Consider the following 12,886-nt stretch of genomic DNA (forward strand, 5'->3'; position numbering starts at 1 on the left):
GCCTTGTCACCAGGTCAACGGGTCGTGAACAACAGATTTCCCTTGGGGATCTTCTGGCAACGCTGTCATCGCCTTTTTGTGCTAGCGTCCCGGCATGTCCTCAGCTCAGAGCGAGGCCACGATGGCCGATGTGGCCCATCGGGCGGGGGTTTCGGTATCCACCGTTTCGCGCACGCTGCGCGGACTGTCGACGGTCTCGGACACCACACGCGCCCGGGTGGAGGCGGCGGCCCGCGAGCTGTCCTTCGCGATCACCCGCAGCGCCTCCAGTCTCGTGACCGGCCGCACCGGCCGGGTCGCCGTACTCCTCCCGCATCTGGAGTCGTGGTTCCTGAGCGCGACGCTGTCCGGTATGGCGCCCGCGCTGCGCGAGGCGGGTCTCGACCTGCTGGTCTACAGCGTGGCCGATGTGCGCGAACGCGCCGATTTCTTCGACCGGTTGCCCGCCCGCCGCAATGCCGACGCGCTGCTCGTGGTGAGCTTCGCGCTCACCCCCGCCGAGCGGGCCCGCCTGGACGACCTGGGCATGCCGCTCGTCTTCGTCAGCCAGCACGCCGAGGGGCGCCCCAGTGTCTACGTGGACGACGCGGACGCCGCGCTGCGGGGCACCCGCCATCTGCTCAACCTCGGGCACCGGCGGATCGCCTTCCTCCAGACGTCCGACGAGACCGGCTTCGCCTGGAGCAGCAAGAACCGGCTCGCCGGGCATCTGCGGGCCCTCGCCGACGCGGGTCTGGAGCGGGACGACGCGCTCATCATGAGCGTGCCGGGCTGGAAGGGCAGCGGGATGGGCGCGGCGGTGGGCCGGCTGCTGAGCCTCCAGGACCCGCCGACCGCGCTGTTCGCCGAGACCGACGATTTCGCGTTCCGGCTGCTGGCGGCGCTGCGGGAGGCCAACGTCCCGGTCCCCGGCCGGGTTTCGGTCATGGGGTTCGACGACCATGTCATGGCCGGGGTCCTGGGCCTGACGACGCTGGCCCAGCCCGCCGCCGAGATCGGGCGCACCGCCGTACACCTGGCCCGGTCGGTGATCGACGACTCCGACGGCGCGCACCAGCGCCATATCGTGCTGCCGACCGAACTCGTCCCGCGCGGCAGCACGGCGCCGCCGCCCGCGGGGAGCTGAACGCTGCGCGGGCGGTGCCGCGCAGTTGCCGTGAAGCTGACCTAACTGACCTTGCTGACCGCCGCTGACTCTTCACCGGCGGCTGCCCCTCGACTGTCATAGGACTGCACCTCTTCGGTGCACCCAGAGACGATCCGGGGGGAACCGATGCTGGACAAGAGTTACCTCGTGCCCTGGGGGAAGCGGGGCAGTCTGTCGACCGACACCGAGGCCGCCGTGCTGGCCGAGCTCGTCCACGAGAGCACACCGCTGCCGGCCGGCGCCCGGCGCGAACGGTTCGAGCGCTCCTTCGCCGCCTCGGTCGGCAGCCGGCACGCGATCTCGGTGAACAACGGAGCGGTCGCCCTCCAGATGGCGATCCGGATGCTCGATCTGGCCCCCGGCGACGAGGTGATCGCCACCCCGCAGACGCACCGCGCCACCGTCCAGCCGCTGCTCGACCATGACGTACGGGTCCGGTTCTGCGATATCGACCCCATCACCCTCAATCTCGACCCGGCCGTGCTGGAGGCGCTGATCACCCCGCGCACCCGGGCCCTGCTGCTGGTGCATTACGGCGGCTGCCCCGCCGAGATGGACACGGTGATGGCCCTGGCCCGGCGGCACGGCTTCCTGGTGCTGGAGGACTGTGTGCATGCGCTGGGCGCCCGCTACCGCGGCCGGAGCCCCGGGTCCCTGGCGGACCTCGCCACCTTCAGCCTGCGGAACGCCAAGTCCAGCACCGCGCTGGGCGAGGGCGGCCTGATCACCTGCGACCGGGACGACTGGGCGGAGCGTCTGCGCCGGCTGCGCGCCCCCGACGGGGACGCCCGGACCGCGCACCCGCGGCCCGCGCCGGCCGGGCTGCCGGGAACCTCGTACGCCACGCCCCTCCAGCGTGGCTTCGTACGGCGGCCCGGCGGTGACGCGACGATGCCGGAGGTGGTCGCGGCCCTCGGGCAGGCCCAGCTCGCGGGGGTCGAGGCGGCCGTGGCACGGCGGCGGGCGCTCGCCGGGCGGCTGGACGAGGTGCTCTCCCGCTACCCGTTCCTCACCCCGCAGTCGGCGCCCGCGCACAGCGCCCACTCCTACCACCTCTACACCTGCCTGGCCGACCACCAGGAGCTGCGCGACCGGCTCGTCCTGGCCCTGGACCGCAGGGGCGTGGAGATCCAGCTGCGTTACTTCCCGCAGCATCTGCTGCCGCAATGGCGCCAGCGCGGGCATCTGCGCGGCGAGTGCCCGGTCGCCGAACGCAGCTGGTTCGAGCAGCACCTCAATCTGCCCTGCCACGCAATGCTGACGCCGCATCAGCAGGACTATCTGATCGAGGCGTTGGACGGTGCGCTGGCGGAGCTGAACGGCGGGGTGCCGGCCCCGGCGGCGATGCCGGCGACGGTCTGCGGGCCCCGGTAGAGAGGAGCGGGCCCCGGCCGGGACGCGCGAGGCCGCCGCCCCTGGGTGTGGGCGGCGGCCGGCGTCGAGGCCGTCAGCTCTCCGGGTGGTGGACGGCGAAGACCGTGTACGCGTGCGGGTCCGGCTTGGCCAGTTCGGCTGCCTTGTCGCGGTAGACCTGGACATTGGGGTCGGCCATGGTCGCCTTGATGTCGGCCTTGGTGCGCCACTGGGCGTAGTAGACGAGCCGCTTGCCGTCGGTGCTGGGCAGGATGTTCACCGAGACGCAGCCCGGCCGGTGCCGGATGAACTTCTCGGCGCCCTCGCTCAGTACGTCGGCCAGCTCCTGCTGGTTCTCGGGGGCGACCTCGAAGACATTGATCATGGCAATGGTGCCGTCGTCGGTGCGGATGACGGTCTCACTCATGGTGTCGTTCCTTTCCAGGAGGGATGGGTACGCACGCGCCGCGCGGGCTCAGCCGAGCGCCGAGCCCGCCGCGTATGCCGGGGTCCGCGCGGGCGGGTTCGCCCACGCGTGGGCCACCTCGACGGCCTGCGCCGGGTTGAGGCGGGGGTCGCAGTGGGACGCGTGCCGGGCCGGGCCGGCGGCCCGTTCGGCGTCGATGTCCGCGGGGTCGTCTCCCCAGACGCACTCGGTGACGTCGTAAGGAGTGGTTTCCAGGTGCAGTCCGGCGGGGGTTCCGCCGGCGCCGGTGACCGCTTCCAGGAAGGCCCGGACCTCGGCGACGACCGTCGGCACCGCCCGGACCTTCACACCGCCCGGCGAGGTGACGGTGTTGCCGTGCATCGGGTCGCACAGCCACCCGACGCGGTGGCCGGCGCGGCGCACGGCGGAGACCAGGGGCGGCAGTGCGGTACCGGCCGCCGGTGCTCCCATACGGGCGATGAGCGTGAGCCGGCCGGGCTCGCGCCCCGGGTCGAGGCGTGCGCACAGGGCGAGCAGGTCCTTCGGCCGGGTCGTCGGCCCGACCTTGCAGGCGACGGGGTTGGCCACCTGCGCCAGCATCATGGTGTGCGGGCCGTCCGGCTGCCGGGTCCGCTCCCCGATCCAGGGCAGATGGGTGGAGGCCAGCAGGGTGTGGCCGGTGGCGGTCCGCCGCAGCAGCGGCAGCTCGTAGTCGAAGACCAGCGCCTCATGACTGGTCCACACCGGTGCGCCGGTGGGCGGTGCCCAGGCGCTGGTGCGCTGCCGCAGACAGGTCACGGCGCGGAAGGCGGCGTGGTAGCAGTCCAGCATCCGCCGCGGGTCGGCCCGCCGCGCGGACCGGGTGGGCTCCGGGCTGTTGACCAAGTGCCCCCGGTAGACCGGGAGTTCCCGGCCGTCGACGGTTTCGGTGGTGGCGCTGCGCGGCTTGGCGAACTGCCCGGCGATCCGGCCGATGCGCACCACCGGCTTGCCCGTCCCGGCCGTCATCACCCCGGCGAGCGCGTCGAGCAGCCCGGCCTTGCGCAGCACCGCCGACGGTTCGCACTCCGCCGGGTCCTCCGCGCAGTCGCCCGCCTGGATCACCAGGTAGTGACCGGTCGCGGCCTCGGCGAGCAGGGTCCGCAGCAGCCGGACCTCCTCCCAGGTGACCAGGCCGGGCAGCTGGGCGAGTTCGGCGCGCATGGCCGCGGCCTGGACGGGGTCGCCCCAGTCCGGCTGCTGCCGGGCCGCGGCGAGGTCCCAGGGGCAGTCCTCGTCGAGTTCCACGTAGGGGCCCTCGGCGGTGAGCGAGGGCAGCGGGTAGCCGGACCGGGTCGCCCCCGTCATCTGTGTCCTCCTGCCGGCCGGTGCCGGTGGCGTACTGGCCGTCGCATGGCTGGTGGGTTCCATCAGACCGGCGACTCACCGGGCGGCAGCCGGCGGGCCATCGTCAGCCCATCCGCCACCGGCAGCATGACGAGCTGGACCCGGTCGTCCTTGCGGGCGTGCTCGTTGAACGCGCGGATGGCGGCGGGCTTCTCGCCCGGGTCGGCGTCGATCACCTGGCCGCTGAAGAGCGTGTTGTCGGCCAGCAGCAGCGCGCCCGGCCGCAGCCGCGGCACCAGCTCGTCCCAGTAGCCGATGTAGCCGGGCTTGTCGGCGTCGATGAACGCCAGGTCCAGGTGCGGTTCGGGCGGCAGGGCGCGGAGGGTGTCCAGGGCCGGACCGAGCCGCAGCTCGATCCGGTCGGCGACCCCGTCGCGGGCCCAGAAGTCGCGGGCCAGGGCGGTCCATTCGGCGGAGACATCGCAGGTGATCAGCGTGCCGTCGGCGGGCAGTCCGCGCGCCAGGCAGAGCGAGGAGTACCCGGTGAAGGTCCCCACCTCGACGATCCGGCGGGCACCCAGCAGCCGCACCAGGAAGGTCAGCAGGGCGCCTTCCTCGGGCGCGACCGTCATGTGTGCCTGGTCGGGTACGGCGGCTCGGGTGTGCTCGATCAGCTCGGCGAGGACCGGATCGGGCGTCATCCTGCCCTGAGCGAGGAGATAGCTGTGCAGTTCGGGGGTGAGCGTCAGATTCCTGGGGCCCAGGGTGTCGTTCCGTAACACGGGGTCTCCTGAAGGGGTGTGCGGACGGGTGCGTCGGTCTCGGGCCGGGCCCGGTGGTCAGCGGGGTCCGTCGTGGATGGTGCGGCGCCAGTCGGCATAGGCGCGGTCGACGGCCTCGGTCTCCTTGGCGATCCGGGCGGTGAAGTCCCGCAGGTCGCCGGCGCAGTGCAGTTCGAAGCGGCGGCGCGGGGACGGCCATGCGTGGTCCCGGACGAAGTACATGACGGTCGAGCCCTGGGGGCCGCCCTCGTGGGGGTTGTGGCCGCCCCCTTCCCACAGCAGGCCGGCCTCGGTACGCCAGGCGGTGACGAGTCGGGCCAGCAGCGGCGGGCTCGGGCGGGGCACCACGAACGCGGTGTGGTGCTCAAAACCGTGCGCGGCCTCCGACTCCTCGACCCGGCGGTCGAACCCGGCGCTGTCGCGGGGGAAGAGGAACACCTCGACCGCGGCCTGCCGCCGGCCGTTCGGTAACTCCAGGCGGAGCCGGGTGATGTGGACCTGGCACGCGGCCGGGTCGAGTCCGTGGCGGGTGCTCAGCCGGCGGCGCACCACGGTGCTCGGCACGGTCGGCAGCGGTGCCAGGCCGCGCCGTTCCAGGTGGCGCAGTCCCGCGGTGAGGGTGCGGGGGAACAGCAGCACCGCGCAGTGGTCGAACACACAGTGCTGCTCGGTCAGCGCGACGGCCTCGCCGCCCGCCGCCACCTGCGCGAGCAGCGTGGACGCGGACGCCGTCGAAGCGAGCCGGGCGTCGCGGATCGCGTCGTCCAGCCGCCGCAGATCGGCGCCGGAGAACGCACCGTCCCCGGTGAATTCCGCGCCGGGGCGCAGCCGTTCCTTTGCTGTTCCGGAAGGGTGGGCAACGGACATCGATACCTCCTGTATCGGGGCCGTCGGCATTCTGTGGGGAATTTCGTTCGCCCGGCAAGCGGAAAACGACCGCGAAAGTGAAAAGTGCGGGTTCCGCATTCCTCGAACCCCGGAAACGTACCGGACGGCCAGCGAAAACAGCGCGCTTCGGCCTTTTCGATGGCGGGTATCGGCGCCGCCGATCGGTGGTGCCCGAACCCCGTGCCGACCCCGCCGCGAAGCGGAGTACCGCCCTTCGTTATTGAGATTTCTTTGCCCCGGCGGCCCCGGTGGCCACCTGCCGCGCCCCATCTGCCCCGCACCGGCGCTCAGTTGTGCACCGGAGGCGCCGAAGTTCGGCCCGTCCGATGGACCGTATCGGCCGGCCCGAACAAAGCTGTGCGGCGCTATGAAAAAGAGCGGCCGGCGTCAGCGGTTGCGCCTCGGATAGGGATTTTTTATGCCGCCTTACCGGCCGGCCGGCATCAGGAATTCTTATCTGGCATTGTCTGGACGTTCCGCGCACCGGCCGCCCAGAATCCCTGTCGGCAAGGCAGCGAGTGTTTCGTTCTGCCGTAGACGGAGGATCCTCGTGAACGCTCAGCATCCGGAATCGCCCAGCACGTTTCTGACGTTCACCGAAGCTCTGGAGCGGGCCGCCGCCCGCCGTATCGGCCCCGCCATATGGGACGGGCTCCGCCACCGGACCTGGCGCGACTGCCTGCTGGCGGCCGAACGGACCGCCGGCGCCCTGCACCGGCAGGGACTCCGGGCCGGTGAGGTGCTCGCGGCCCAACTGCCGAACTGCTGGGAGCTGGTGGTGCTGCACGCGGCCACCGCCCGGCTCGGCATGGTGCTGCTGCCCCTGCACTCCGCCTACGGTGCCCACGAGGTGCGGTCGCTGGTCGAACAGGCCGGGGCCGCCGCGCTGGTGGCCCGGGACGGCTACCGCGGCCGGGACCGCGTGGCGGAGCTTTGCGCCCTGCGCGAGCGGTGCCCCTCGCTGCGCCGGATCTGGGTCTCCGGCGGCGGATCCGCCGGCCCCGGTCTGCCCCGCCCCGAGCACCCCGGGCTGCCGGACTCGGCGGAGTTGCTCACCGGCCCGCCGGTCCCGGTCGCGGAGCTTCCGGACCGCCCACGGGACCCGCACACCCCCCTGGTGCTGCTCGCCTCCTCCGGAACCACCTCCCGGCGGCCGAAGCTGTGTGTGCACAGCCACGGCGGGCTGCTCGGCAACGCCGCCGCCGTCGCGGCCGACGGCGGCCTCGGCCCCGGAGACACCGTCGTCTCCGCGAGCCCGCTCAGCCATGCGTTCGGGCTGCTGTCGGTGCATCTGGCCCTGGTGACCGGCGGCGGGGTCGGGCTGTTCGACGGATGGGAGCCGCGGCACTTCCTCGCCGCGCTGCACGCCGCCTCGGCCACCGCGGCGTTCGCGGTACCGGCCCAACTACGCGATCTGACCGCGCTGTTGGAGGACAACCCGACCGACCGGGCGCCCGCCGGGCTGCGGGAGGTGCGCACCGGCGGCGCACCGGTGCCGCGCGAGCTGGCCGCGCGCGTACGGCGGACGCTGGGTGTGCGGATCATCGTGCAGTGGGGGATGACCGAGATCGGTGCGGGCACCTTCACCCGTCCCGGGGACCCGCCCGAGGCGACGGCCACCATAGGACGGCCGGTGTCCGGCGGCGAGGTCCGGGTGCGCGGCCGGGACGGCGCGCCCGCCGCCCCGGGCGAGACCGGCGAACTCCAGTACCGCAGCCCCTACATGTTCCGCGGCTACCTCCACGCGCCGGAGCTGACCCGGGCCGCGCTCACCGCCGACGGCTGGCTGCGCTCCGGCGATCTGGCCGCCCTCCACCCCGACGGTTCGGTGAGCTACCGGGGACGCGCCGACGAGCTGATCAACCGTGGCGGTCTGAAGTTCAGCGCGCTGGAGGTGGAGGAGCTGCTCAACGATCTGCCACAGCTGGCCCAGCACGCGGTCGTGGCCCGGCCCGATCCGCGGCTGGGCCAGCGCTCCTGTCTGCTGGCCGCGCTCCGCGAGGGGGCGGCCCTGACGCTGGACGAGGTGACCGGGCATCTGTCCGGCAAGGGGCTGGCCACCTACAAGCTGCCCGAACAGCTGGTGATCGTCGACCGGCTGCCGACCACGGTCACCGGCAAGATCGCCCGGGCCCGGCTGAGGACGATCCCGCTGCCGCCGGCGGTGCGGTCACCGGAGGCGCCGTCACCCGCTGCGCAGCGGCCCGTTGCGCAGCCGCGGCAGCCCGCCCCCGTGGCACCGCCCGCGCCGGAACCGCAGGCGGCCGAGCGGTGACCGGGAGACGGAACGGCCCGCTGTCAGCTGCCCAGCTGCTTGCGCAGCACCGCCTGGAAGCCGGTGAGGTTCGGGTTCGTGGAGTTGCGGTCCAGCCAGGTCATCGTCACCGTCGTGCGCAAATCGGTGTCACCGACCTCCACGACGGCCACCTCGCCACGGGCGGCCTGGCCGCGTACCGAGATCAGCGGCAGCAGCGCGCAGCCCATGCCGGCCGCGACACACGCGCCGAGGGTGCCGATGCCCGACACCTCCGCGATCGGCTCCTGCGACGGCGCGGCCCCGAACGAGCTGTCGTACATCTCCCGGAAGCCGCAGCCCCGCTCGGTGGCCAGAAAGGCTTCCCTGGCGAGCTCTTCCAGGCCGGCCCGGCCCCGGGCGGCCAGATGGTGCGCCGGCGGCACGATGACCACGAGCGGTTCCTCGGCCAGCGTCTCGAAGCGCAGGCCCGCGTCGGCGGGCGGGTCGCCGAAGGTCAGACACAGATCCAGGTCGCCCCGGCGCACGGCCTTGTACAGCTCGCCGCGGTTGTCCTGGCCCACCCGCACCCGCGCCTGCGGGTACAGCGAGCGGTAGTGCGAGAGCACATCCGGCAGCAGATGCAGGCCCACGGTCTCCAGCGCGCCGACCGCCAGCTCCGAGCCGGGCCGCGAGACCGCCCAGCGCGCCTCCTCCAGCAGTTTGAGGATGCGGTTCGTGTACTCCGAGAGGACCGACCCCTGTGGAGTCAGCCGAATCCGGCGCTGCGACCGGTCGAGCAGCTCGACTCCCAATTCGCGTTCCAGCGCCTGAATTTGGTCACTGACACTGGACTGCGCATAGTGCAGCTCGCGGGCCGCCTGTGTGACGCTCAGTGTCCGGGCAACCGTTTCGAACGTCCGAAGATGTCGTAACTCCACGCGCATGACCCCCAGTTGAGGACCCATCGGCTGGGCCGATGTTAACCATAGGGCATTCCCTTCGTCACCACCGTCAATTCCCCTTCCGCGTCCGGTTGAATGATTTCGGCCCGCCCCGGTGATGCGGCCCAGGCGGCGGAAATGGCGATTTTTGAAACCGAGGAGAATCACATGGCAACGCAGGCGGAACCACAGGGGGCTTCCGTCGCCGATGCGGCACGGAGCGGTAAGCCCTCGCGCACCTTACTGATCGGACTCTCGCTCGGTTACTTCATGGTCCTGCTGGACATGACGATCGTCTCGGTCGCGCTCCCCGCGATCGCCCGGGACCTGCACGTCGGGCTGAGCGGCCTCCAGTGGGTGACCAACGGCTACACCATCACCTTCGCCGCCCTGCTGCTCACCGCGGGCTGGCTGTCGGACCGCTACGGCGGCCGGCGGATCTTCCTGTGGGGCCTGGTGGCGTTCGGTGTGCTGTCCGGCGTCTCGGCGGCCGCGACGACCCTGGACGCGCTGGTGGTGCTGCGGCTGGCCCTGGGCGTGGCCGGTGCGCTGCTGCTGCCGGCCTCCCTGGCGGTGATCACCAATGCCTACACCGACCCGGCCGAGCGGGCCCGTGCGGTGGGGTCCTGGGCGGCCATCACGGGTGCGGCACTCGCCGCCGGACCGCTGGTGGGCGGCGTGCTCACCGACACCGTCGGCTGGCGCACCATCTTCCTGATCAATGTGCCGCTGGCGCTGGTCAGCCTGGTGATCACGGTGCGGCTGGCCCCGGAGACCGCGCGCAAGCAGCGCAGCGGCCTCGATCTGACCGGGCAGCTCAGCGGCGTACTGGCGCTGGCCGCGCTGGTGTACGCACTGATCGAGGGCCCGGACAAGGGCTGGTCGGCCGCCGGTGTGCCGGCCGCCTTCGCGGTGGCGGTGGTCGCGGCGGTGGTCTTCGTCGTCGCCGAGCGGCGGGCCGGTGACGCGGCGATGCTCCCGCTGCGGATGTTCCGCAGCCGCGGTTTCTCCGCCGCGCTGGCCTCCGGTCTGCTCGCCAACTTCGGTCTGTCCGGGCTGCTGTTCGTGCTCTCGCTGTTCTTCCAGGACAGCCGCGGCTACTCCTCGTTCAGCGCCGGTCTCGCGTTCCTTCCGCTGACCCTGCCCACCGCCTTCAACCCGATCTTCACCGGGCGCCTGGTCGGCCGGATCGGGCCGCGCCGTCCGGCCACCATCGGCTTCGTGCTCATGGGCGTCGGCGCGCTGCTCCAGGCGCCGTTCACCGGCGACGCGACCGGCGCGCTGGTGGCCACCGTGGTGGGTCTGCTGGCGTTCGGATTCGGCGTCTCCTTCGCGCTGCCCGCCCTGGTCGCCGGGATGGCCGGCTCGGTCCCCGCCGAACTGGCCGGAATCGGCGCCGGCGCGCTCAACTCCGCCCGTCAGGTCGGCGCCTCACTGGGTGTGGCCGTCCTCGGCGTGGTCCTCAACCTGGCCTCGTCCAACGCGGGCGGCACCCGCTGGGCGCTGGTCGTCGGCGGGCTGGCCCTGCTGCTCGGGGCGGTCATCGCCGGTACCGGGCTGCGGGGGCGCACCCCCTCCCCGGCCCGCTGACGCCGTCCCGGCAGCACCGGTCCGGGCCGTTCTGCCCCTACTAGGAGGAGCATTGGCAACCCCATCACCGTCCGCGGTTCCCCGGACCGGTCAGCCGGGTCTGCGCCTGGACGGCGTCGACCATCTGGCCTTCGTCACCTGGCGCCCGCGGGCGACCCACGCGTTCTACACCCAGGCACTGGGGATGCCCCTGGTGCACGCGATCACCGCGACGGGCTGGGTCACCGAGGACTATCCGGACTTCGTGCACTTCTTCTTCGACATGGGCCGGGGGAACCGGATCGCGTTCTTCTACTACTTCGGCCTGCCGGAGGAGGCGGCGCCGAGCGACCTCATGCACCGCTCCCGCCATGTCGCCTTCCACGTCGACACCGAGCAGGAGCTGCTGGCCTGGCGGGACCGGCTGAAGGCGCACGGGGTGCGGGTCACCCGGCCACTGGGGCACGAGCTGATCGAGTCGATCTACTTCGACGACCCCAACGGCATCCAGCTGGAGATCACCAGACCGCTCCGCGAGATGTCCGCGATCGATGCCCGGGACGCGGAGCTGACGCTCGCCGCGCTCACCGACGTCGCCGGGTCCCCGCGCCCCTCGGCGCAGGCGCTGTGGCAGCGGAAGGCGGAGCTGATACGGAAGAACGCGGAGGTGGCAGGCGCGTGACGCTCGCGGTGTACGTACTCGACGTGCCGGAGTTCGAACCCGTGGTCCATACCGCCCGGACCGCCGGGATGGCGGTCCGGAGGACCGGCGACTACCTGGAGTTGTCCACTACGGAGCAGGAGATCGTGCTCCGTCGCGAGGAGACCGGAATGCGCACCGCGCTGTGGCACGCCCTGCTGACCGGCGGCCTCGACGGCCGCATCGTGTCCTTCACCCCGGACACCCTCCATCTCGTCCAGGAGGGGGCATGAGCACCCCCGACGCCGCGGCGACCCGGCATCCGGTGCTGGTCGTCGGCGCCGGCCCGGCCGGACTCAGCGCCGCGCTGGCGCTGCGCGCCGCCGGCCTGCCCGCGGTGGTCCTGGAGAAGCGCACCCGGGACACGGTCCGGGCGGGCAGCCGCGCCGCCTACCTGCACGGAGCGTCACTGCGCGCACTGGAGCGGGTCAGCCCGGGGCTCGGCCACGAGATCGCCGGACGTGGCCTGATGTGGGCCACCAAGCGGTCGTTCTGGGCCGGGCAGGAGATCTACACCCGGACCTACCCGCCGCTGCGCCGCGACGGGCTGCCGCCGTTCACCAGTCTTCCGCAGGTGCACACCGAGGACCTGATGGCCGCCGCGTGCCGGGAACACGGGGTGGAGTTCCACTGGGGTGTGGAGGTGGCCTCGGCCGAGAGCTCCCCGGACGGGGTGCGGCTGGTGGACTCCACGGGCGTCAAGTGGGAGGCGGACTACGTCATCGCGGCGGACGGGTCACGGTCCGCGCTGCGGTCCGCCATCGGCAGCCCCCTGGAGGGCCCGCGCTCCCGGAACACCTTCGTGGTGGTCGACCTCGATGACGACCCCGCCCACCCGGTGCCGCTCGAACGGGTCTTCCACTACCACCACCCGGGGGTCGGCGGCCGGAACGTCCTGATCGTGCCGTTCGCCGGCGGCTGGCGGGTCGACCTCAACCTCCAGGTGCACGACGCCCCGGAGCGGTTCATCTCCCCGGAGGGGCTGCGCCGCTGGATCCCCAGGGTGCTGCCCGCGTCGTACGGCGAGCGGGTGCGCTGGGTGTCGACCTACCGGTTCGCCCAGCAGGTGGCCGCCACGTTCACCGACGCGCACCGCCGGGTGCTGCTGACGGGTGAGGCGGCCCATCTGTTCGCCCCGTTCGGCGCCCGGGGCATGAACTCCAGCATCCCGGACGCGATCCGGGCGGTGGGCGCCACCCGGGCGGCGCTGTCGGCCGGTGATCCCGGGGCGGCCGAAGCGGAGATCGTCCGGTTCGGCGAGGAGCGCAAGGAGGCGGCCGGCTACAACCGTGCCTGTGCGAGCGCGGCCCTGGAGCACATGCTGGCGCAGCGGCCCTCGGTCTGGCTGCGGCGGCGGGCCGCGGCGGCCGTGGCCACGGCCGGACTCAAGGCGGGCGCCTGGCTGGACTCGGCTCCGTACGGCCCGAAGCTGGCGGCCCGCGGGGCCGCACGGACCGCCTACTGACCGGACCGGCTCCGGCGCATGGCCGGCCGAACCGGCCGGCCATGCGGCCGTC

Annotated in this window: 12 protein-coding genes; 7 read left to right on the top strand and 5 right to left on the bottom strand. The window is 72.7% G+C overall.

Annotated features, from left to right (window positions below):
- The first annotated feature begins 94 nt into the window (after positions 1–94).
- Together ACFWJW_RS05525 and ACFWJW_RS05530 are read left to right on the top strand one after the other, a co-directional pair.
- On the top strand, positions 95–1,126 hold the full coding sequence (locus tag ACFWJW_RS05525) for a LacI family DNA-binding transcriptional regulator (protein WP_387235292.1): 1,032 nt from the start codon (positions 95–97) through the stop codon (positions 1,124–1,126).
- Positions 1,127–1,273: 147 nt separating this feature from the next.
- The gene (locus ACFWJW_RS05530) at positions 1,274–2,521 is read left to right on the top strand and encodes a DegT/DnrJ/EryC1/StrS family aminotransferase (protein WP_387235294.1); all 1,248 of its coding nucleotides are present in this window, start codon (positions 1,274–1,276) and stop codon (positions 2,519–2,521) included.
- 73 nt (positions 2,522–2,594) lie between these two features.
- Here ACFWJW_RS05530 and ACFWJW_RS05535 read toward each other — a convergent pair whose 3' ends face one another.
- The 4 genes from ACFWJW_RS05535 to ACFWJW_RS05550 form a co-directional block, all read right to left on the bottom strand.
- Entirely contained in the window at positions 2,595–2,927 is a 333-nt protein-coding gene (locus tag ACFWJW_RS05535; protein ID WP_386680971.1) for a putative quinol monooxygenase, read from the bottom strand.
- A 48-nt stretch (positions 2,928–2,975) separates the two neighbouring features.
- On the bottom strand, positions 2,976–4,274 hold the full coding sequence (locus ACFWJW_RS05540) for a 3-deoxy-7-phosphoheptulonate synthase (RefSeq protein ID WP_387235297.1): 1,299 nt from the start codon (positions 4,272–4,274) through the stop codon (positions 2,976–2,978).
- Between the two features lie 62 nt (positions 4,275–4,336).
- Positions 4,337–5,035, bottom strand: a complete 699-nt coding sequence (locus tag ACFWJW_RS05545; RefSeq protein WP_387235299.1) for an O-methyltransferase — start codon at positions 5,033–5,035, stop codon at positions 4,337–4,339.
- A gap of 57 nt (positions 5,036–5,092) precedes the next feature.
- Positions 5,093–5,902: a hypothetical protein gene (locus ACFWJW_RS05550; protein ID WP_387235301.1), complete on the bottom strand. Its 810-nt coding sequence runs from the start codon at positions 5,900–5,902 to the stop codon at positions 5,093–5,095.
- Between the two features lie 571 nt (positions 5,903–6,473).
- On the opposite strand from ACFWJW_RS05550, the gene ACFWJW_RS05555 reads away from it, so the two are divergent.
- Positions 6,474–8,198 (top strand): class I adenylate-forming enzyme family protein, encoded by a 1,725-nt coding sequence (locus ACFWJW_RS05555; protein ID WP_387235304.1) that lies wholly within the window; start codon positions 6,474–6,476, stop codon positions 8,196–8,198.
- A gap of 23 nt (positions 8,199–8,221) precedes the next feature.
- Here the strand turns inward: ACFWJW_RS05555 and ACFWJW_RS05560 are convergent, their stop codons facing one another.
- Positions 8,222–9,124 carry a LysR family transcriptional regulator gene (locus ACFWJW_RS05560; protein WP_387235307.1) on the bottom strand — a complete coding sequence of 301 codons (903 nt, stop codon included), beginning with the start codon at positions 9,122–9,124 and terminating at the stop codon, positions 8,222–8,224.
- A gap of 144 nt (positions 9,125–9,268) precedes the next feature.
- On the opposite strand from ACFWJW_RS05560, the gene ACFWJW_RS05565 reads away from it, so the two are divergent.
- The 4 genes from ACFWJW_RS05565 to ACFWJW_RS05580 are packed head-to-tail and all read left to right on the top strand — an operon-like array spanning position 9,269 to position 12,834.
- Positions 9,269–10,690: an MFS transporter gene (locus tag ACFWJW_RS05565; protein ID WP_387235310.1), complete on the top strand. Its 1,422-nt coding sequence runs from the start codon at positions 9,269–9,271 to the stop codon at positions 10,688–10,690.
- A 52-nt stretch (positions 10,691–10,742) separates the two neighbouring features.
- A complete protein-coding gene (locus tag ACFWJW_RS05570) occupies positions 10,743–11,351 on the top strand; it encodes a VOC family protein (protein WP_387235313.1) in 609 nt (202 codons plus the stop codon).
- Positions 11,348–11,602, top strand: a complete 255-nt coding sequence (locus ACFWJW_RS05575; RefSeq protein ID WP_387235316.1) for a hypothetical protein — start codon at positions 11,348–11,350, stop codon at positions 11,600–11,602. Before ACFWJW_RS05570 ends, ACFWJW_RS05575 begins: the two co-directional genes overlap by 4 nt.
- Positions 11,599–12,834 (top strand): FAD-dependent monooxygenase, encoded by a 1,236-nt coding sequence (locus ACFWJW_RS05580; RefSeq protein ID WP_387235319.1) that lies wholly within the window; start codon positions 11,599–11,601, stop codon positions 12,832–12,834. Before ACFWJW_RS05575 ends, ACFWJW_RS05580 begins: the two co-directional genes overlap by 4 nt.
- Positions 12,835–12,886 lie beyond the last annotated feature (52 nt).

Source organism: Streptomyces sp. NPDC127097, from assembly GCF_042724075.1.
Taxonomy (GTDB): Bacteria; Actinomycetota; Actinomycetes; order Streptomycetales; family Streptomycetaceae; genus Streptomyces.

What these genes read in the sequence shown, in the direction of transcription:
- ACFWJW_RS05560 (WP_387235307.1), bottom strand. Translation starts at nt 9,124, where the DNA reads ATGGGTCCTCAACTGGGGGTCATGCGCGTGGAGTTACGACATCTTCGG.
- ACFWJW_RS05565 (WP_387235310.1), top strand. Translation starts at nt 9,269, where the DNA reads ATGGCAACGCAGGCGGAACCACAGGGGGCTTCCGTCGCCGATGCGGCA.
- ACFWJW_RS05525 (WP_387235292.1), top strand. Translation starts at nt 95, where the DNA reads ATGTCCTCAGCTCAGAGCGAGGCCACGATGGCCGATGTGGCCCATCGG.
- ACFWJW_RS05540 (WP_387235297.1), bottom strand. Translation starts at nt 4,274, where the DNA reads ATGACGGGGGCGACCCGGTCCGGCTACCCGCTGCCCTCGCTCACCGCC.
- ACFWJW_RS05550 (WP_387235301.1), bottom strand. Translation starts at nt 5,902, where the DNA reads ATGTCCGTTGCCCACCCTTCCGGAACAGCAAAGGAACGGCTGCGCCCC.
- ACFWJW_RS05580 (WP_387235319.1), top strand. Translation starts at nt 11,599, where the DNA reads ATGAGCACCCCCGACGCCGCGGCGACCCGGCATCCGGTGCTGGTCGTC.
- ACFWJW_RS05530 (WP_387235294.1), top strand. Translation starts at nt 1,274, where the DNA reads ATGCTGGACAAGAGTTACCTCGTGCCCTGGGGGAAGCGGGGCAGTCTG.
- ACFWJW_RS05535 (WP_386680971.1), bottom strand. Translation starts at nt 2,927, where the DNA reads ATGAGTGAGACCGTCATCCGCACCGACGACGGCACCATTGCCATGATC.